General features: G+C 32.4%; 18 protein-coding genes and 2 tRNA genes. 11 read left to right on the forward strand and 9 right to left on the reverse strand.

Features of this window, described 5'->3' with window-relative positions; genetic code table 11:
• Positions 1–47: 47 nt before the first annotated feature.
• Entirely contained in the window at positions 48–281 is a 234-nt protein-coding gene (locus G0Q09_RS01130; RefSeq protein WP_219033698.1) for a uroporphyrinogen decarboxylase, read from the forward strand.
• Between the two features lie 18 nt (positions 282–299).
• Positions 300–1,418 carry a glycosyltransferase gene (locus G0Q09_RS01135; RefSeq protein WP_219033699.1) on the forward strand — a complete coding sequence of 373 codons (1,119 nt, stop codon included), beginning with the start codon at positions 300–302 and terminating at the stop codon, positions 1,416–1,418.
• Positions 1,419–1,439: 21 nt separating this feature from the next.
• Here the strand turns inward: G0Q09_RS01135 and G0Q09_RS01140 are convergent, their stop codons facing one another.
• The 4 genes from G0Q09_RS01140 to rpmH all read right to left on the reverse strand — a co-directional run bounded on the left by G0Q09_RS01140 (position 1,440) and on the right by rpmH (position 4,393).
• Complete coding sequence (locus G0Q09_RS01140; RefSeq protein WP_219033700.1) at positions 1,440–2,252, reverse strand: 2OG-Fe(II) oxygenase; 813 nt, start codon at positions 2,250–2,252, stop codon at positions 1,440–1,442.
• Between the two features lie 10 nt (positions 2,253–2,262).
• On the reverse strand, positions 2,263–3,345 hold the full coding sequence (locus G0Q09_RS01145; RefSeq protein WP_219033701.1) for a glycosyltransferase family protein: 1,083 nt from the start codon (positions 3,343–3,345) through the stop codon (positions 2,263–2,265).
• Between the two features lie 113 nt (positions 3,346–3,458).
• Entirely contained in the window at positions 3,459–4,151 is a 693-nt protein-coding gene (locus tag G0Q09_RS01150; RefSeq protein ID WP_038333079.1) for a cell division ATP-binding protein FtsE, read from the reverse strand.
• A gap of 83 nt (positions 4,152–4,234) precedes the next feature.
• Complete coding sequence (rpmH, locus tag G0Q09_RS01155; protein ID WP_019974979.1) at positions 4,235–4,393, reverse strand: 50S ribosomal protein L34; 159 nt, start codon at positions 4,391–4,393, stop codon at positions 4,235–4,237.
• A 364-nt stretch (positions 4,394–4,757) separates the two neighbouring features.
• Here rpmH and gyrA point away from each other — a divergent pair, with 364 nt between their 5' ends.
• Positions 4,758–7,331 carry a DNA gyrase subunit A gene (gene gyrA / locus G0Q09_RS01160; protein WP_219033702.1) on the forward strand — a complete coding sequence of 858 codons (2,574 nt, stop codon included), beginning with the start codon at positions 4,758–4,760 and terminating at the stop codon, positions 7,329–7,331.
• Positions 7,332–7,334: 3 nt separating this feature from the next.
• Positions 7,335–8,531 carry a tetratricopeptide repeat protein gene (locus tag G0Q09_RS01165; protein ID WP_219033703.1) on the forward strand — a complete coding sequence of 399 codons (1,197 nt, stop codon included), beginning with the start codon at positions 7,335–7,337 and terminating at the stop codon, positions 8,529–8,531.
• 82 nt (positions 8,532–8,613) lie between these two features.
• Here G0Q09_RS01165 and surE read toward each other — a convergent pair whose 3' ends face one another.
• The gene (surE, locus tag G0Q09_RS01170; RefSeq protein WP_219033704.1) at positions 8,614–9,381 is read right to left on the reverse strand and encodes a 5'/3'-nucleotidase SurE; all 768 of its coding nucleotides are present in this window, start codon (positions 9,379–9,381) and stop codon (positions 8,614–8,616) included.
• Between the two features lie 193 nt (positions 9,382–9,574).
• On the opposite strand from surE, the gene G0Q09_RS01175 reads away from it, so the two are divergent.
• Positions 9,575–11,647: a carboxy terminal-processing peptidase gene (locus G0Q09_RS01175; protein ID WP_219033705.1), complete on the forward strand. Its 2,073-nt coding sequence runs from the start codon at positions 9,575–9,577 to the stop codon at positions 11,645–11,647.
• Entirely contained in the window at positions 11,647–12,759 is a 1,113-nt protein-coding gene (locus G0Q09_RS01180; protein WP_219033706.1) for an ABC transporter permease, read from the forward strand. Before G0Q09_RS01175 ends, G0Q09_RS01180 begins: the two co-directional genes overlap by 1 nt.
• Before the next feature lie 339 nt (positions 12,760–13,098).
• Here G0Q09_RS01180 and G0Q09_RS01185 read toward each other — a convergent pair whose 3' ends face one another.
• From G0Q09_RS01185 to G0Q09_RS01200, 4 genes are all read right to left on the reverse strand, one after another.
• Positions 13,099–13,467: a GxxExxY protein gene (locus tag G0Q09_RS01185; protein ID WP_219033707.1), complete on the reverse strand. Its 369-nt coding sequence runs from the start codon at positions 13,465–13,467 to the stop codon at positions 13,099–13,101.
• A gap of 180 nt (positions 13,468–13,647) precedes the next feature.
• Entirely contained in the window at positions 13,648–14,031 is a 384-nt protein-coding gene (locus G0Q09_RS01190; RefSeq protein ID WP_219033708.1) for an HU family DNA-binding protein, read from the reverse strand.
• Between the two features lie 145 nt (positions 14,032–14,176).
• On the reverse strand, positions 14,177–15,445 hold the full coding sequence (locus tag G0Q09_RS01195) for a serine hydrolase domain-containing protein (RefSeq protein ID WP_219033709.1): 1,269 nt from the start codon (positions 15,443–15,445) through the stop codon (positions 14,177–14,179).
• Between the two features lie 88 nt (positions 15,446–15,533).
• A complete protein-coding gene (locus G0Q09_RS01200) occupies positions 15,534–16,277 on the reverse strand; it encodes a TrmH family RNA methyltransferase (RefSeq protein ID WP_219033710.1) in 744 nt (247 codons plus the stop codon).
• A gap of 4 nt (positions 16,278–16,281) precedes the next feature.
• Between G0Q09_RS01200 and tamL the strand changes: the two genes are divergently transcribed.
• The 5 genes from tamL to G0Q09_RS01225 all read left to right on the forward strand — a co-directional run bounded on the left by tamL (position 16,282) and on the right by G0Q09_RS01225 (position 21,161).
• The gene (tamL, locus tag G0Q09_RS01205) at positions 16,282–18,885 is read left to right on the forward strand and encodes a translocation and assembly module lipoprotein TamL (protein WP_219033711.1); all 2,604 of its coding nucleotides are present in this window, start codon (positions 16,282–16,284) and stop codon (positions 18,883–18,885) included.
• Between the two features lie 37 nt (positions 18,886–18,922).
• Positions 18,923–19,990: a class II fructose-bisphosphate aldolase gene (fbaA, locus tag G0Q09_RS01210; RefSeq protein ID WP_219033712.1), complete on the forward strand. Its 1,068-nt coding sequence runs from the start codon at positions 18,923–18,925 to the stop codon at positions 19,988–19,990.
• 43 nt (positions 19,991–20,033) lie between these two features.
• Positions 20,034–20,882 (forward strand): acetyl-CoA carboxylase, carboxyltransferase subunit beta, encoded by an 849-nt coding sequence (gene accD, locus G0Q09_RS01215; RefSeq protein WP_219033713.1) that lies wholly within the window; start codon positions 20,034–20,036, stop codon positions 20,880–20,882.
• 87 nt (positions 20,883–20,969) lie between these two features.
• Positions 20,970–21,042: transfer RNA gene (locus G0Q09_RS01220), tRNA-Gly, on the forward strand.
• 35 nt (positions 21,043–21,077) lie between these two features.
• A tRNA-Leu gene (locus G0Q09_RS01225) sits at positions 21,078–21,161 on the forward strand.
• Positions 21,162–21,189 lie beyond the last annotated feature (28 nt).

Here is a 21,189-nt window from a genome sequence, read left to right on the forward strand (position 1 = left end):
ATTTTTCATAATTTTGCCTATACTTTATCATTCTTATTTATCGTTTTATGGATTTTTTATCTAACATTGGTATAGCTGATATTTTTGGCTATCTTGCTTCAGTCTTTATTGTACTAGCATTCTTTTTTTCGAAGATTACAATTATCCACATTATCAATGCAATTGGTTGTGTATGTTTTGTAATTTATGCTGCTATGATCGAGGCTTGGCCAGTCCTTATTCCAAATGCGATTTTATTTTTAGTTCAGGCGTATTATATCATCTTCAAACCTGGAAAATAATCTTCAAAAACCATAAAATTGAAAATCCTATCTGCTGTACTAAATAATATTGAAACGGATCAAAGATTAGATAAAGTTTGCCATTCTTTGTTAAAATTTGGATACGATGTAGAATTGATTGGCGCGACTATAAACGGTAGACCGAAATTGAATAAACCGTACAAGACATTTTTGATGGAACAAAAGAATCAATCAACAATGAAAAAGTATGCTGAATTCAATTACAAATTATTTTTCACTTTGCTTAAAAAAGCGGATAAACAAACTATTTTACTAGCGAATGATTTAGATAGCTTACTTCCTTTTTATTTGGTAAGTAAAATCAAAAAAATTCCTTTAGTTTTTGATAGTCACGAAATTTATTCAGAATTTCCATCATTACACAATCGTCCTAAAACAAAAAAAGTTTGGAAAACTTTAGAACGTTCTCTTGTTCCAAAAATCAAGTATTTTTATACCGTAAGTGATGGATATGCCAATTGGTTTCGCAAGGAATATGGTGCTAATCCGGCTGTGATTAGAAATGTTCCCAACCGAACAAAACTTAACGATAAACAAGATTTAATTTTCTTTCGCTTACCCGAAAATCCAACAAACGATAAAATATTATTGTATCAAGGCGCAATTAACATGAGTCGAGGAATTGACAGAATGATTAAAGCCTTCAAATACATTGATAATTGTCAATTTTGGATTGCTGGCGAAGGGCCTAAAAAAACTGAATACGAACAATTGGTAAAAGATTTAGACTTAACTAATCGCATTCATTTTTTAGGAAATATTCCCCCAAAAACTTTAAAAACTATAACACCTTTAGCTGATGTAGGAATGAGTATGGAAGAAGATTTAGGATTAAGCTATCGGTACGCTCTACCGAATAAATTATTTGACTTTATTCAAGCTAGAGTACCAATTTTAGCAACAAATTTACCAGAAATAAAAAAAATGGTCGAAGAGTATAAAGTTGGAAAAGTGATTGACAATCACGAACCAAAACATTTGGCTGAAAAACTACAAGAAATCTTAAACGAAGGAAAAAGAAGTTACCAAGAAGACCTTGCAAATGCTGCAAATGAACTTTGTTGGGAAAATGAAGAATTGAAATTGAAGGAGATTTTTGAAAAAATAAAAAAGTAGATTAGAATTTAATCTACTTTTTTATTTTTTATAAATATGTGGATTTTCCACTACTCCTTTTTTAAATACTTTTCTAACACCCATTCTTAGTACATTATCAACTTGCAAAACTTGATCCAAAACCTTTTGCTCTGGGCGACCTCTAAACGATGTCACATGAAAAGAATCTGTTTCCCTTAAAGGTTCTTTAGAAAAATAATAATTTGAAACACATTTTCTAAAACCTTCAAACTTTATTGGAGAAACCGAATGCAAAGAATCATTATGCGTTGCCATTACTGCTAATCGATTGAATTTACTAAAAATTGTAATTTGATCATTTTTCAATCCATTTGGCCAAACTTCTAAATTACCACCATATTCTTCTTTCCAATCTGGCGTTACATAATACAATAAATTCAACACACGCCACAATTCTCTTTTCGCATCGTGAGAATTATCCAAATGAGGCTGCAAAAATTGACGATTTCCCATCATAGACAAACCTCCAGCATACAAAGATGAATCTGGAATAGGTTGTTTTATTTCGCAAATCTCAGCAATCAAATTTACGATTCTTTCATCTTGAAAAGCGTAAATAATTTCTTCTAAAATAGGATGATATTGATCCATTTGAACAGCAATATATTTATCTTCTTTCAAACTTTTTTTCAACACCATTTCTTTTTCTTGTGGAAAAACTTGATTTATCTCCAAAACTAATTCTTCTGGTAATAGATCATCAACCCAAAAATAACCGATCTTATCTTTGCTACTATTATATTGTTGACTTATTTCTTCCTTTTGATCAATTAATCGTTGTAAAATTATATCTGCAAATTGATTTCTGTTCATAATCATAAAGTTAATTAAAAATTTGTTTCAAAATAATTTTGGCATTCAATTTATCATTCAAATCATATTCAAGCGTATCAATATATTCTTCTGACCCTAAAAAAGGTTTATTTTTTAAATGATTAATAGCTTTTATCAACTCTAATTTATTCAAAACTTGAACACAAAGTCCACTAATTTTCTCATCATCTATTACATTTTCATTAATTATCGAAAAACGACTATTGAATAATGCATTTATTACTTTTAGCTTTGTCCCAGATTCCTGAAAAGACCACGCAATATTAAGATGAGCTTTTGCGAAAAGTTTTTTCAAATGATTAAAATCTTTCAATTTAACAAATTGTATATGTGGATGATTTTTAATTTTTGCTTTTACCCAATCCTCTCTAGAACCTGAAGCAATAACGAAAGGATAATCAATTTCTTTAAAAACTTCTATCAAGAAATCGACTACTTTACAATTGTCCGAAGCTCTCAAATCTCCGTGATACAAAGCAAATTCTCCTTTTTCACTTAATGATTGAAAAGTTTCATTTCCATGAAAAACAGGTACAAATTTTCCTTTATTATATTTTTCTTGAATATAATTTTGTTCAAATTTAGAAAGTGTAAAAACTTCATCAAACTGGTGGATAATATTTTCGTATTGGATATATTTTTTTGCCTCAATATAAAACAATGCTTTTTTCGCTAGATTCTTTTCGCTTTCAGCCAATCCGGAAAAATAATTTTGCTCAATATTATGTAGTCTCAAATATTTAGAATAACCTTCAAGAGTATATTTATTCAAAATAAATGTTGTTTTTAGACTTTCAAAAAAAATAGGAGCTTTCAACGATTTAATTCGTTCATACAATAATTGACTATCCCTCGATCTTACTGAAATAGGATATTTCTTAAAAATATAATTAGGCTTTTGATGTATTGGATAAAAATAAACTTCTTTAGCATATTTTCTTAAAACATCGCTTTCTATTTCATTAAACCCAAACAGATGTAAATGAATCTCAATCCCAAGTTGATGAAATGCTTTCAATTTATAAAAAACATCTATAACACCTCCATAATTGGGAGGAAATGGAACATCCATACTTATAAAATGAAGTTTATTACCTTGATACATTAGTTAGTTAATTATTTAACAAAAAAAAGAGTCTACAACTAAGTAAACTCTTTCTTTAAAATTATATTGTGTAATTTATCTTATTCTGATATCGCTTCCGCAACTTCAAATAATCTTCCGTCTTCACAACGCACTTTACGCGCAGGATAGCGACGAATAATTTCATAATCGTGTGTAGCCATCAAAACTGCACAATTATTTTCTTTCGATACCGACAACAATAAATCCATAATATCATTTGACGTTTCTGGATCTAGGTTTCCTGTAGGCTCATCTGCTAAAATTAATTCAGGATGATTTAATAAAGCACGAGCTATAGAAACACGCTGTTGTTCTCCTCCAGAAAGACGGAAAGGCATCATTTTCTTTTTTGACAACATCCCTACCGAATCTAAAACCTCATCAATACGTTTATCGATTGTAGCCTTATCTTTCCAACCTGTTGCTTTCAAAACGAACGTCAAATTTTGCTCAACTGTACGATCTGTTAACAATTGGAAATCTTGGAAAACAATTCCTAAATGTCTTCTAAGATCAGGAATCTTACTTGTTTTCAATGATTTCAAATCCATTCCAACCACAGAACCTTGTCCCGATTGAAGCGGCAAATCACCATAAAGCACTTTCAACAAACTACTTTTTCCACTTCCTGTTTTTCCAATAAGGTAGACAAATTCTCCTTCATTAAGTGTAAAATTAACGTCAGATAATACTAAATGATTTCTTTGATATATAGATGATTGACTTAACTCAATTACATTTTTAGCTTCCATACTTTTCTACAGTCTTTAAAACAAATGTAAAAAAAAAGCTTGAAAGAACGACCTTCAAGCTTATTTTTTATGAATTGTAGCGATTATCTTTTAGCTCTTACTTCACTAACAGTTAATGCTTTTCTTCCTTTCTTTCTACGAGCAGCTAATACTTTGCGCCCGTTTTTAGAAGCCATACGCTCACGGAATCCGTGTTTGTTTCTTTTTTTTCTGTTACTTGGTTGAAATGTTCTCTTACTCATCTTTACTAAGTTTCTAATCCATTACTCGAATGGGTTGCAAATATACAGTTATTATTATTAATTCAAAAATCAAATTGATAGAAAATTACAAAAAAGCTGAATTAATAGTAAACCGCGTTCCGTTCTACACTTTGTAATTTTCGAAGTGCAAATATAAAAACATTTTTTTGTTAAGCAAGAGAAAATTAAAACAATAACAATTAAAACTTATCAACAATATCATTTACGAGGATAAAACAAAGCTATTTTTAGAAGGATTAGAAAAGTTTCCTTAAAACTTTCATAAAACATCAAATATCTTGTTTTTATCAATCTTTTTTTAGCTTAAAATTCGTATATTAGCCACCTTATATAACAAAACAATATGACTGAAGGAGAAAGACTAATCCCAATTAACATTGAGGATGAAATGAAATCCGCTTACATCGATTATTCGATGTCGGTAATCGTATCTCGTGCGCTTCCGGATGTGCGTGATGGCTTAAAACCTGTACACCGTAGAGTATTATTCGGAATGTATGAATTAGGTGTTTTTTCTAATCGTTCTTACAAAAAGTCGGCACGTATTGTAGGGGAAGTTTTAGGTAAATTTCACCCACACGGCGACAGTTCTGTTTACGACACAATGGTACGTATGGCGCAACCTTGGTCTTTGCGTTACTTATTAGTTGACGGACAAGGTAACTACGGTTCTGTAGATGGTGATCCACCTGCTGCAATGCGTTATACTGAAGCAAGACTTCAAAAAATTTCAGACGAATTATTAGCTGATTTAGATAAAGAGACAGTTGACTTTCAACTAAACTTTGACGATACTATCCAAGAACCTACTGTATTACCTACTCGTGTTCCAAACTTATTAGTAAATGGTGCATCTGGTATTGCGGTTGGTATGGCAACAAATATGGCGCCACATAACTTAACAGAAGTTATTGACGGAACAATTGCATACATCGACAATCGTGAGATTACAATTGACGAATTAACACAATACATCAAAGCGCCAGACTTCCCAACAGGAGGTACTATCTATGGCTATGATGGTGTAAAACAAGCTTTCGAAACTGGACGTGGACGTGTTGTTTTACGTGCAAAAACTAATTTCGAAGAAGTACATGGTCGCGATTGTATTATCGCTACAGAAATTCCTTACCAAGTTAACAAGGCAGATATGATTGCAAAAACTGCTGAGTTGGTAAAAGATGGTAAATTAGATGGTATTTCTGAGATTCGTGACGAATCTGACCGTAAAGGTATGCGTATCGTTTATGTCCTTAAAATGGATGCGGTTCCTAACGTCGTTTTAAATAAACTATATAAATTTACTCAATTACAATCATCTTTCAGTGTAAATAACATTGCGTTGGTAAAAGGTAGACCAGAGCAATTGAATTTGAAAGACATGATTTATCATTTCGTAGAACATCGTCACGAAGTGATTGTTCGTCGTACGGAATACGAATTGAGAAAAGCGCAAGAAAGAGCTCATATCTTAGAAGGTTACATGAAAGTAATCGGAACACAAGATGATCTTGATCGTGCAATTAAAATCATTCGCGAATCTGCAACACCAGACGAAGCGCGCACAGGATTAATGGAAGCTTTCGAGTTATCAGAAATTCAAGCACGTGCAATCTTAGATTTACGTTTACGTACATTGACTGGTCTTGAGATTGATAAAATTCGTGAAGAGTACGAAGAAATCATGAAAATGATTAACCATTTGAAAGATATTTTAGCAAACGAAGATTTACGTATGCAAATTATCAAAGATGAGTTATTAGAAATTCGTAAAAAATATGGTGACGAACGTCGTACAGATATCGATTACGCAGGTGGAGACTTAAATATCGAAGATTTAATTCCTGATGAGCAAGTTGTTTTAACGATTTCTCACATGGGTTACATCAAACGTACACCACTTTCTGAATACCGCAAACAATCTCGTGGAGGAGTTGGTAATAGAGCCGCTACAACACGTGACGAAGATTTCTTAGAGTATATGGTTTCGGCATCTAACCACCAATACATGTTATTCTTTACAGAAAAAGGAAAATGTTATTGGATGCGTGTGTACGAAATTCCAGAAGGTTCTAAAACATCTAAAGGTCGTGCAATTCAGAATTTGATTAACATCGAGCCAGATGATAAAGTAAAAGCATATATCCTTACACATGATTTAATGAACGAAGAATACGTAAATAATAATTACGTAATCATGGTAACTAAAAATGGTATCATCAAGAAAACATCTTTAGAAGCTTATTCTCGTCCACGTGTTAATGGTATCAACGCAATTACTGTTCGCGAAGGTGACACATTATTAGAAGCTTTATTAACAGATGGTAAATCTCAAATTATGATCGCTTCTAAATATGGTAAAGCTATCCGTTTCGAAGATGAGAAAGTTCGTCCAATGGGTCGTACTGCTTCTGGTGTTCGCGGAATCAACTTAGGAGATCAACCAGATAATGAGGTTATCGGGATGATTGTTGTGACTGATGTAGAAAAAGAAACTGTATTAGTTGTTTCTGAACAAGGTTACGGAAAACGTTCTTCTATCGAAGATTATCGTGAAACAAATCGTGGAGGTAAAGGTGTAACAACACTTAATATTACTGATAAAACAGGAAAATTAATCGCGATTGAGGCTGTTACAGACGAAGATGATTTAATGATCATTAATAAATCTGGAGTTGCTATTAGAACTGGTTTAGATGAAATTCGTGTAATGGGTCGTGCAACACAAGGTGTTCGATTGATTAACTTGAAAAAGAACGACGAAATTGCAGCAATTGCAAAAGTACAAGTTGAAGAAGAATTGGAAAACGAAGTAGAACTTGATGAAGAAGGAAATCCAATTGTTGTAGAAAACACAAACGAAAACAACGAAACTCAAGCAGAAGAAACGCCTGCTGAGGATCCAAATAATGAATAATCAATGAAAAAATTATTATTTAGTTTAGGATTAGTTTTAGCAATGTCGACATCATTCGCTCAAACTAACACAGAAGAATTAACGACAGAACCTACAGTTTTAGCTGAAAAATATAATAAATCAGCAAAAGAAAACTTAGCAAAAGGTGACGTTACAAAAGCAAGTCAAGATTTAGCAAAATTATCTAAATACGAAAACGGTAAAGTTTGGCAAGTCAAAAATAAAGACTCTAAAAAAGACGAATTTTACTATTCTCAAGCTGATTTAGATAAAGCTACAGCTGGTGGTAATTACGCAAAAGCAAAAGAAGTTGCTTTACAACCAAAATATGGTTTCTTGTTGCAATCTGAAGTTTCTAATTTAGCAAACAAAGAATTAGACGCAGCAAACAAAGCAATGGACGCTAAACAATATACAGAAGCTGGAACAAAATTCTTAAATGTTTTCAACTTAGTTGAAGCTTTAGGTACAAAAGAAGATATCTACAAATATCAAGCAGCAATCTGTTTTTACAACGCAGCTGATTATGACAAATCTTTAACGATTTTGAAAGAATTAGCAGCAAAAGGATTCACTGGGAAATCAGCTAATCAAACAAAAGATTACAACCGTGATATGTATGTTTTAGCTCTTAATGGATTGTATAATGCAAAAAAATATGATGCAATCGTAGAAGAAGCAACTACAAAATATCCAAAAGATGCTGACATCAACAATATCGCAACTGGAATTTACCAAGTTTCTGGAAATGCTGATAAAATGACAAAACGTATCGAAGAAGCGATTAAAATTAATCCAAACGATGCACAAAATTATTACAACTTAGGAGTTTTATATTTAGATGACGCTTCTAAAGCAGAAGAATCTAAAAACTTGTTCAAAAAAGCGATTGAATTAAATCCTAAACATTTCGAGTCTTACAACAATTTAGTTTTAGCTATTTTGCAACCAGACAAAGAAATTGTTGAAACAATGAACAACAATTTAGGAACATCTAAAAAAGAGAAAGAAATTTATAATGCAAACGAAGTAAAACGCAAAGCTTTGTTTACAGAAGCAGCTCCTTATCTTGAAAAAATGTACGAAATTCAACCAGAAAATCGTCAAGTTATTCGTAACTTAATTCAAGCTTACAAAACTTTAGGAAACGATCAAAAAGAAAATTTCTATCGTGACGCTGAGAAAAAATTAGTAAAATAATTATTTCAATATAACACAAAAAAGGACTTCAATTGAAGTCCTTTTTTGTGCTTTATCATTCTGAATGTAGCTTAAGTAAAACTTAAAACAAATCCCAATTTCTTAAATCTGGTAAAAAATGATGGGCTGTCAAATCATAACGAACTGGCACAACAGAAACATAACCTTCCTCTAAAGCACGTTCGTCTGTATCTTCACCTTTGTCAAGATTTTTAAACTCTCCACTCATCCAATAATACGTTCTTCCACGAGGATCTTCACGTTTATCAAATTTTTCTTCCCATTTAGCATCAGCTTGACGACAAACTTTTATTCCTTTTATTTCATGTTCTTTCAACTTCGGAATGTTCACGTTCAACACCACACCTTTTGGTAATTTATGTTTTAAAACTTGATCAATAATTGTTTTAATAAATTCTTCTCCAGCTTTAAAATCTGCATTATAAGCAAAATCACACAACGAAAAACCAATCGCAGGAATTCCTTCAATTCCAGCTTCTACAGCAGCAGACATTGTTCCCGAATAAATCACATTCACCGACGAATTTGATCCGTGATTAATTCCCGAAATACACAAATCTGGTTTACGAGGCAAAATTTGCGAAACAGCCAATTTCACACAATCCACTGGCGTTCCAGAACACGCATACTCTTTTACATCTTCATCAACTTCTATTTCATCGCAAAACAATGTCGAATTTATTGTCACCGCATGCCCCATTCCACTTTGCGGACTATCTGGCGCAACAACATAAACTTCTCCAAATCCTTTTGCAATCTCTATCAACGCTCTTATTCCAGGCGCAGTTACTCCATCATCATTTGTAACTAAAATTAGCGGTCTTTCCATATTTTATTCTTACTTTTATTCATCATTTTTACAAATGTAAAAAACTTCCTTCTAATTTCTTTTTTGTTTTATATTTGAAGGAGTCTTAAATTATTAATTTATATAATACCAACGCAATATGTTAATTAAAAAAACGTATGTATTACTATCGTTTTTATCAATGAGTTTGCTTGCTTTTTGCTTTTGCAAACCCATGTTAGACACAGATGAAGAAAGAGAAAAGTTAATCGTAAAAAATACACGAAACACCCTAACTTACCTACATTACAAACCTGCTACTGTAGATGATAAATTTTCGGAAAATGTTTTCAATAAATATTTAGAATACATTGATCCAAGCAAACGTTTTTTATTGCAATCTGATTATGATCTATTCAAAAAAGATTATCACAATTTAGATGATTATTACAAATCAGAAAACTTAGGTTTCTACAATTCTACCGTTGATACAATCTACAAACGTATTGCTGAAGCTGAAAAATATTCGATGGATGCCTTGTCAAAACCTTTTGATTTTAATCAAAAAGAGAATTTCAACATCGATTATAAAACATCAAAATTCGCGAAAGATAAAACCGAAGCGAAAGATTTGTGGCGCAAGTATTTGAAATACAACGTGATGTTAGAAATCATTTCAATGCAAGACGAATTAAAAGGTCAAAAGAAAGATACATTAGACAACTCTTCTTCTATAAAACCTGTAAAAGATCCTTTGGCAGATGAGAAAAAGAAAATCACAAAAGATACTCCTTTTGCAGAAGTAGAAAAGATGGCGCGTGAAGAAGTTAAAGACTTGATTTCTGACTATTTTCGTCGTATAAAACAGACAAAACGCGAGAATTATTTTTCTATTTACATGAACTCGTTCACAGAACAATACGATCCGCACACAACATACTTCTCTCCAACAAGTAAAGAGGATTTCGAATTCGAAATGTCTGGACAAATGGAAGGAATTGGAGCCAAAATACAAGACAAAAGAGGTTACGCTACAATTGCTGAATTAATTGTTGGCGGACCAGCTTGGAAGAGCAATAAATTAGAAGTTGGTGACAAGATCATTAAAGTTGCACAAGGGAAAAATGGTGAAGCTAAAAACATCGTTGGGATGATTTTAAGCGATGCTATTCGCCTAATTAAAGGGAAGAAAGGAACAGAAGTTGTCTTGACTATTCAGAAAAAAGACGGTTCTCAACAAACAATCTCTTTGATTCGTGAAGTGATTGAATCAGAGGAAGTGTTTGCTCGCTCATCTGTTATTACGGACGAGAAGGGAGATAAATACGGAATCATCTATTTACCTGAGTTCTACACTCCAATGGGAAAAGAAGGCGGACGTTATCCTTCGGATGATATCAAGAAAGAAATTGATATATTGAAGAAAGAAAACATCAAAGGTCTTGTCTTCGATGTTAGAAATAATGGAGGAGGTTCTCTTGAAGAGGTAGTTAAAATCTCTGGATTGTTCATCAATCAAGGACCAATTGTTCAGGTGAGACGTTCGGACGGAATGCTTAAAATTCACGAAGACAAAGATAATTCTATCGCATACGACGGACCTTTAGTAGTAATGGTTAACGAGCTTTCTGCATCTGCGTCAGAGATTTTTGCTGCAGCAATGCAAGACTATGGTCGCGCTGTTATCGTGGGTTCTCCGCAAACCTTTGGTAAAGGTACTGTACAAACAATCTTGCCTTTAGATCGTCAGTCGGGAAGTGATGAGTTAGGCGCTATTAAGTTAACAATACAAAAATTCTACCGAGTAAACGGAGGTTCTACACAATTGAAAGGAGTTCAATCGGACATTGCATTAGTTGATCAATTTACTTACGAAGATATCAGCGAAGCTTCTCGTTCAGAAGCCTTGAACTGGGATCAAATCAAACCATTGGTTATTGCAAAATGGCCTTCTGCTTTCGATTTAGCGAAGATTAAAGCGAACAGTAAAACTCGTTTGGCAAACAATGCACACTTAGCATTAATGAACGAAAGTTTCAAGTTCATCAAATCAATGGAAGATGTAAAAGAGATTCCTTTGAACTTAGAAGATTACAAAACGTACCGTAAAACACGCGAAGATAAAATCAAGAAATTTGAAGCTTTAGACAAGTATAAAAACAATTTCAAATTTACAATGAATCAAAACGATTTGGCAACTACAAAAACAGATACTGTGCTAAAAGCTAAACGTAACAATTGGTTCAAAGGAATGCAAAAAGACTTTTATTTAAACGAAGCTGTTAACGTTTTAAGAGACATTAAATAATGGAACAAGAAAACGGTTCATTTTCTCAAATCATATTCAATAAATTAAGAAAGAACACCCTTGGTGTTCTTTCTTTTAGTGTAATAGTATTAGCTGCAATCATTTCTATTTTTGCTTATGTCTTTGCGTCCGACAAAACGGAAAATGCAAACAGACAGGACCTAACCATTGCATATTCACCTATAGGTTATCAGCAAAAAACAATCGAAATCCCTTTACCTAATTATTCAGGAAAAACGAACTTTTCTGATTTTATATTCGGGAAAGAAATCGATACCGAACAAATAAGTATTACATCTTACAAAAGAGATGGACAAAGCATTACTTATATTCCATATATAGGGAACGGACTAAGTGGTGAAGCAATAAAGATAGATTTGTTAACTTGGACAAAGCATAACATCAAAACGCAAGATATAGAGAAGGATTTTATCTATACAAAAACCTATTTACTTGGAACAGATTCTTACGGAAGAGACTTTTATTCTAGATTAATCATCGGGACAAGAATTTCTTTTCTTATCGGGTTTATCGCTGTTTTCATTTCATTAGTTGTCGGAATTTCCTTGGGCGCTCTTGCAGGTTATTACAAGGGACGAACAGATAACATTATAATGTGGTTGATAAACGTTGTGTGGTCTATCCCAACATTACTATTGGTTATTGCAATTACCTTAGCTATTGGAAAAGGATTTTGGCAGATATTTATCGCAGTTGGACTAACGATGTGGGTAGAAGTTGCACGTGTAGTTCGCGGACAATTCCTATCATACAGAGAAAAAGAATTTGTAGAAGCAGCAAAAGCTTTAGGATTTTCGGACACAAGAATTATCTTCAACCAAATATTACCTAACGTTGTTGCACCTATTATCGTTATATCTGCTGCCAATTTTGCTTCGGCAATTTTAGTAGAAAGCGGTCTTAGTTTTCTTGGAATTGGCGCACAACCTCCTACTCCGTCTTGGGGAAATATCATAAAAGAACATTATAATCATATTATTTTAGGGAAACAACATTTGGCAATTCTACCGGGATTAGCTATTATGTTATTGGTTCTTGGGTTTAATATCTTTGGGAATGTATTGCGAGATATTATGGATATTAAGCAGTAAGAAGCTTATAAAGTTTTATACTTTTCTTTTTTTAATACTTTAAAACACAAGTTATATCTTTATCTATGTCTTTATGTGGTTAATATTTTATCTTTTTTAACCACATAGAGACATAGGTTAAATATTGATAAAGATTTGAATAGACTTATAGTTTTCACAGTAACTTTACTTAAGTTAATAACTGAAAGTTTATAAATAAATCACAATTAATCAATTTCTATGTTTCTATGTGGTTAATATTTTACCAAAACAAAATTAAAAATCTATCTATTCTAATAATATAAATACATGGGTTTAATAATTTGGAAGATGAGTAAAAAACTCATTAACATACGTTTTTTATCCTTCATTAAATATGTTAAAACAATTGAAGTTGATTAGTATTCCTTTTGGACATTTCAGTAGTTTCATATAAGTTAATAATTGAGCTTCATAAGTAGGAAAAATATCTTGCACAGCTTTTAACTCAACAACTATACTATTTTCTACATAGAGATCACAACGAAAATCAAGATCAAGCAGTTTTTCTTTATAGACAACTGGAACCTTCATTTCTGTGAGAAAATTTATTTTCCTATGATTTAATTCTTCTTTTAAGCATTGATGATAAACACTTTCTAATAATCCTCTACCCATTATTTTATGAACTTCTATAGCAGAACCTATTATTTCATAAGTTAATTCATCTAAATATTTTTTAGTTTTCATAGTCTATGTTTCTATGTTGTTAATGATTATTCAATTGAGATATAAATAAACTTTTTATAAAACCTCCTTATCTTTTATATAAAACATAAGGAGGTTTTAAAAAAAACGTCAAGTGGTTTTCATTAAAACCACTTGACGTTTTTTATTTACTTCAATTAGAAGTTAGAAAAAATATCTAAACTATTTCTTTTTCTCATATTTTAAAGTAGCTAAAGTATCTCGTAAATCTAGACCAGGTCTAAAAAGTATTTTAGCACTTTTTATAGAAGCAGAATTTACTTTGTTCATTACATCCATTCCTTCGCTACTAATACTTATTTGAAAAGAACCAAAATCTCCCAAGCGAACAATCTTTCCATCAGACAAATGTTTCGATAACATTTTAGCCAAATCAATCAATGTTGCATACACATCACTCTCACTAATAGATGAGGTTTGCGCAATTTCTTTACTCAAATTTCGAAGTGATACTTCACCATCTGCAATAGAATTTGCGTAGAACTTTTTAGGCGCCATAGGATCTCCTGGATAAGCCTTCTGAATAACGTTGTATTTTACAGCCATAATTAAAAGCATTTATAGATTAAGAGTTAATTATCTCTAAGTTAATACTTTATATTTAATTAACAAAATAAAACTATTGATTATCAATAAAATACATTATATCATAAAAATAAAAAAGGCTTCCTTATATAAGGAAGCCATGCTATTATCTTGAAACTTTGGTCGAAAGTTTTGCTGTTGTTTTTGGTACAATTGGTTTTTGATGCAATCTCATCGAATCTTTATTTGGTGCTTTTAGCGGATAAGTTCCTGTAAGTCCAGCCAATTTAAATGCACTATATATATTCTTATTCTGCTTGTTTCCTAATGCAATTACCGTAAATTGATTGTTAACATCGTGTACAAAAACTGTGTTATTCCCGTGCCACCAACCATTGTGATACAATAATTTTTTACCATTGTCATATTCTAACAAGCGCATTCCAAGCCCATAATTTTTGAAACCTTTCTGCTCGTAACTATATCCTTTGAAAGCTTCTTTCTTGATCTTCTTCGGTAAAAAATCGTCTGAATACATGGCAACATCTAACTTGTAAAGATCTCTTGGCGTTGAGTAGATATTTTTGTCTCCATATGTGCGGTCAAAATCATCCCAAGCCCACTCGTAACCATTGTATTTGTAAGAACGAGCTACTGTATCTTTATCGCGATCATACTCAAAAACAAAGGTGTTATTCATCTCAAGAGGGTCAAAAACCATGTATTTCATTGCTTTCGGATAAGGTATTTTCATAATCTTTTCGATTACTAAAGCAAGGAAAGCGAAGTTGGTGTTCGAGTAATAAAACCCTTTGTCTGCGGGACGAATTTGTTTAACGTCAAATTCTCTAAAGATATCTAACACATCTTGATTAGAAATTGGTTTCTCGCGATCCATCATTACCTTCTTGTTATTCCACAAAACGTTGGCATAATTTGGCAAACCACTGCGGTGATTTAGCAAATTACGAACCGTGATATCATCGTAAGGAAAACCTTCTAATATTGTATTTACTTTTTGATCTAATTTGATTTTACCTTTCTCGACCAGCTTAAGTATCGCCATAGATGTAAAGACTTTCGAGATAGATGCTATATGAATTGGCGTTTCGGCAGTGATTGGACGCTTATGTCTTTCGTCTGCCATCCCTTGATATTGCTCTAAAAGTACTTGCCCGTTCTTCACAACCAACAAACCTCCGCTCACTTTCCCGTTAACCCAAAAGTCTTTATAATAGGTGTTTAGTTTATTTCTGTAATCATTAAGTTCTGCTTGTGTGTACTTCATTGGCTTGAAATCTGCTTTCCAATCCAACGAATCATAGCGCAAAGCATGAGGATCCTTCTTTCTAACTTCTTCTTTTTGTTCGTTTTTCTTGCTACAGCTTCCCATAAACAGCATTGCAGAAGCAAGAACAACCGCTACATATTTCATGTGTTTTTTCTTAATCTTATTGTTTGTTTCTACTAAAGTATATATTTATTTGTGGAATAGTTACCCGTTTAGAAACATTAAGTTTTTTTTATGATTTGTGCGAAAGTTGAGACTTAAACTCGCCTAAGATGACACTTGTTGCAACAGCTACGTTGAGACTTTCGGTAGAACCATTTTTCCCAAAGAACGGAATACTTAGTTTGTTTGTCGTTAACTTCTCGATTTCTGGAGAAATTCCATTCGCTTCGTTCCCCATTACCAAGATACCTTCTTGTGGAAGTATTTGTTCATAAATAGATTCTCCTTCCATAAAAGTCCCGAAAATGTTTCCTTTATAGTCAGACAAGTATTTCTCCAAATCGATATAATGAACTTTCACTCGTGTAAAAGAGCCCATTGTCGACATCACAACTTTTGGGTTGTACATATCAACAGATTCTTTGGTACACAAAATATCCTCTACACCAAACCAATCAGCCAAGCGGATAATTGTTCCTAAATTACCTGGATCTCGAATATCATCCAACGCAATCGACAAACCTTTTAATTGGATATTTTCATCATAATTTGGTAATTCACAAAGTGCAAGACCAACATTAGGAGTTGTTAAGAAACTGATCTTTTTCAACTCTTTTTCTTCTATAAATGTCTTTTTTATGTGTGTTGCTTCGGGCCAAAAGTCTTCAATTATAAATAATTCTTTAATATTTATAGAACTTTTTATAACTTCCCCAATATTTTTAACACCTTCTACGACAAACAAATTATATTTTTGTCTATATTTTTTAGAACCCAGAGAAGTTATTATCTTAATAACGTTATTTGATAACATATTTATGCAAAAAAAAATTACAACAAATATAACACTTATCTCTTGTTTAGGTTTACTTTTTTATAGCTGTAGTACAACTAAAAAAGTACCTGAAGGAGAATATTTGTTTGTAAAGAACAAATTTATCTACGATAAAGAAGATCCCGATATTAAGAAGAAAAAAACTATAATCAACAAAGATTTAAGTGATTATGTGAAACAAAAACCAGCTGGTAAGTTCCTTGGTTTTTTCCCTCTTTGGCAATGGGTTTATAATTGGTCTCCTGCAAAATTTGATGAAACTTTTCAGGAATATTATCGACAAGATGCTTCGGTTCGTAACCAAAAATTATTGGACAGTTTACTAACGAAGAATAATCTTAGCGAATATGTTGGGCACAGTTTATGGAAAGAACGTCTTTATTATAGTCAAGGTGAGGCTCCAGTTTTGTTGGATGAACAACAATCAGAATTTTCGGCAAAGAACTTAAATAGATTATTTCATGACAAAGGTTATTTCGATTCGAAAGTAGCTGTTTCTTATGACAAAGATTCTGTTGCGAAAAAAGCAGAAACTATTTATGATATTAAGTTAGGGGAACCTTCTTATATCGAAACATATGATCAAAAAATATCTGATCAAAAAATAGAAGAATATCTTAATTCTTCTATTGGAAAACAAACTGTTTTGCATGCTGGAGATCAATATAATTTTGACAAATTTGAAGAAGAACGCGATCGTATCATCGATTTGTTAAAGAATAGAGGTTACTATGATTTTAATGATTTGGGCGAAGATTTATATTTTGAAGCGGATACATTAAAAAGTAATAAACGCCTTGATGTGACGATGTTTATTGATAAATATATTCAAGATTCGTTGAAAACGGATAGTATTACACCTTTTACACAATATCGTTTTGGAAAGATAAATATTTATGCAGATTCTCGCAGTTTTGTTGATGATGAAAGTAAATTAATCAAAGAAGAATATAAAGATTATAACGTTTTATATACAAAAGAGCCAGAATATCGACCAAGATATTTTACAGATGCATTTGTAATTCGTCCTGGTCAACTGTATCGTCAACGACAAGAAATTCAGACAAAACGTAATATTTTCAAGAAAGAGAACATTAACTTACATGGATTTCGAATTAATAAACAAGATTCTATACTAAATGTAGACGTTTTCTTTACGCCAAAAAAGAAATATGACTTGAATCTCTTTGTCGAAAGTTATGCTTCTCGCTACATGAACTTTGCAATTTCTCCCGGGATGACTTTAACTTCGAGAAATTTATTTGGAGGAGGAGAAAATTTAGAAACAACTTTGAAAGGAACTTTAGGTTCTGTCAACAAAGATTTCTCAATGAATAAAGCATTCTTAAATGCTTACGAAATCGCTATCGAAACAAAGTTGAAATTTCCTTATTTATTAACACCAATTAATCTTGATAATATTTTACCAAAACGTTTTACTGCCGAATCTGCTATTCGAATGAATGCAAGTACGCAGAAAAATGTAGGTTTAGACAAAACGACTTATGGTTTTGGTTTTGATATGGATATTTCGAGTTCGGAGTTTCAACACAAAGTTTCTTTGTTTAACACAGAATTTATTAGTAACCGAAAAAAAGATCGCTATTATGAAGTGTTTACAAAAGATAATAATACAAAAAACGAAGTAAAAGATTTATACTACGCATACAATCCTAATGCACCAATTTATCTAACGGACGATGAATTAACAGACGCAATCGAGGCTGACAAAGGATTCCAAAGTTCATTAACTGGAGAAAACGCAAAGTTGTATGTTGATTTTGAGAATATGTTATATAGAAAAGCTAATATTTCCCAAAATGTATTAATCAACTCTTTTATCTATCAATTTACATTTAATCAAGAAAATTCATTTCGACCAAAAAGTAATCCTTGGTTTATTCAAGCGAGAATTGAATTAGCCGGAAATGTATTAAGAGGTTTAGACAAAGCTTTTGGCTTTAATAAAGCTGAACCTGATCGAGACGGAAATCAAGCAGGTTTGATCTTTGGAATTCCTTATTCTCAATTCGTAAAATTTGATGTGGATGTTAGACGAAAATTCAAATTAAATTCAAATTCTAGCGTAGCGGGACGTTTCTTATTCGGAATCATTCAACCATATGGAAACTCAGATGTTGCACCCTTCGTAAGAAGTTATTCGGCTGGAGGAGCAAATGATGTTCGTGGTTGGGCACCGTTAACTTTAGGTCCTGGAAGTAAACCACGTATCGATTCTAAAAATCAAAGTTTAGAATTTGAAAGCATGAAATTATTATTCAATGCTGAATATCGCTTCAATCTTTTTGGAAGTTTGGAAGGTGCTTATTTTCTTGATGCTGGTAATATTTGGGGTGTTAATAAAAATCGTCCAGAAACATTATTTAAGTTCAAAGATTTTTACAAAGAATTCGGAATTGGTTCTGGATTAGGTTTCCGTTATCACATTGGTACGTTTGCAATTGTAAGATTTGATTTGGGTTACAAAATTTATGACCCTTCTTATGAATTAGGTGATCGCTGGCAATTTGACAATTTTAATTTGCTTAAACCAAGAATCCACTTCGGAATTAATTATCCTTTCTAAAAAAACATCTATATTTGTTTCACAAAATACTAACATAATGAGCAGAAAATTTCCTGCCGGTGTTGCTACCGGTTCATTAGTTCAAGACATTATCAATGATGCAAAAGCAAATCAATACGCTTTACCAGCGTGTAATGTCATCGGTTCAGATACTATTAACGCTGCAATGGAAGCTGCAGTTGAAGTAAACTCTCCGGTTATTATTCAATTTTCTAACGGAGGTGCTGCTTTTAATGCCGGAAAAGGATTAAAAGGAGAAAATCAACTTTCTGCTATCAAAGGTGCTATTGCGGGAGCAAAACATATTCACACTTTAGCTGAGTCTTACGGAGCTACTGTAATTTTACATACAGACCACTGTGCAAAAAAATTATTGCCTTGGATTGATGGAATTATGGACGCTAACGAAGAACATTTTAATAAATTCGGAAAGACTTTATTTAGTTCTCACATGTTAGATTTATCTGAAGAGCCTTTAGAAGAAAACGTAGAAAAGTGCAAAAGATACTTAGAAAGAATGTCTAAAGTTGGAATGACTTTGGAGATGGAATTAGGTATTACAGGTGGAGAAGAAGATGGTGTTGACAATTCTAATGTTGACAATTCTTTATTATACACTCAACCAGAAGAAGTTGCTTACGTTTACGAAAACTTAAAATCTATTTCTGATAATTTCTGGATTGCAGCAGCATTTGGTAATGTACACGGTGTTTACAAACCAGGAAATGTTGTATTGACTCCAAAAATTTTAGATAACTCTCAAAAATACATCAACGAAAAGTATGGTGTAGACAACGCTGTAAACTTCGTATTCCACGGAGGTTCTGGTTCTACGTTAGAAGAAATTAGAGAAGCAATTAGCTACGGAGTTATCAAAATGAACATTGATACAGATTTACAATATGCATTTATGGAAGGAATTCGTAAATATTTTGACGAAAATGCAGCTTATTTACAAGGACAAATTGGAAATCCTGAAGGTCCAGAATCTCCTAACAAAAAATATTATGATCCACGCGTGTGGTTAAGAGCTGGAGAAGTTACTTTCAAAGACAGATTAATTCAAGCTTTTCACGATTTAAATAATGTTAATACTTTAGGATAATCTTTTCACTAAGATTATTCTTACCCAAATAAAAACAGAGAATATGCCTTGGTTTATTAGAAGCAAGAAAAATATTACAACGCCTACAGAGTCTAAAAAAGACGTTAAAAAAGGCTTATGGTACAAAACACCATCAGGAAAAATTATTGAAACTGAAGAACTAAAAGCAAATGCGTATGTAAGTCCAGAGGATGATCATCACGTACAAATTGGTTCTCAAGAATACTTCGATATCTTATTTGATGATAGTAAATTCACAGAATTAGATACAAAAGTAGAAAGTAAAGACCCATTAAATTGGACAGATACAAAACCTTATAAAGATCGTTTAAAAGAGATTAAAAAGAAAACAGGTCTTACAGATTCTGTACGCAATGCTACCGGAAAAATACACGGTAGAGACATCACGATTTCTTGTATGGATTTCAAATTTATTGGAGGGTCTTTAGGTTCTGTTATGGGAGAAAAAATTGCTCGTGCTATAGACTATTCTATCGAACATAAAACACCTTTTGTTATTATTTCTCAATCTGGTGGAGCTCGTATGATGGAAGCTGCTATTTCATTAATGCAATTGGCAAAAGTAGAAGCTAAATTAATACAATTAGCAGAACATAATATTCCATATATTACAATTCTAACAAACCCTTCTTTTGGAGGAATCACAGCCTCTTTTGGATCTATAGGAGATGTAATCATGGCAGAACCTGGTGCATTAATTGGATTTGCTGGACCTCGTGTTATCAAAGAAACTATTGGTAGAGATTTACCAGAAGGATTCCAAACCTCTGAATTTTTATTAGAGAAAGGATTTGTTGATATGATTGTTCATCGTAAAAAAATGAAAGATAAAATTAAAAACGTGGCAGATATGTTAATGCCTATCAATTAATTATAATGAGTGCAACTATATAAATTCAGCTTTTTTTAAAATAATTTTTATTTTTAGAATTTGATTTTATATATTTGCACTCCAATCGCGAGAATAGCTCAGCTGGTAGAGCACGACCTTGCCAAGGTCGGGGTCGCGGGTTCGAGTCCCGTTTCTCGCTCTTTGAAATATCAAAATTCAAAAAAATCAAATTTTGCCTTGGTGGTGGAATTGGTAGACACGCAGGACTTAAAATCCTGTGTCCATTAGGACGTGCGGGTTCAAGTCCCGCCTGAGGTACTTTTTAATTTGATTTTTTACAATTTTT

This window comes from Empedobacter falsenii (assembly GCF_019308355.1).
In the GTDB taxonomy this organism is placed as follows: Bacteria; Bacteroidota; Bacteroidia; order Flavobacteriales; family Weeksellaceae; genus Empedobacter; species Empedobacter falsenii_B.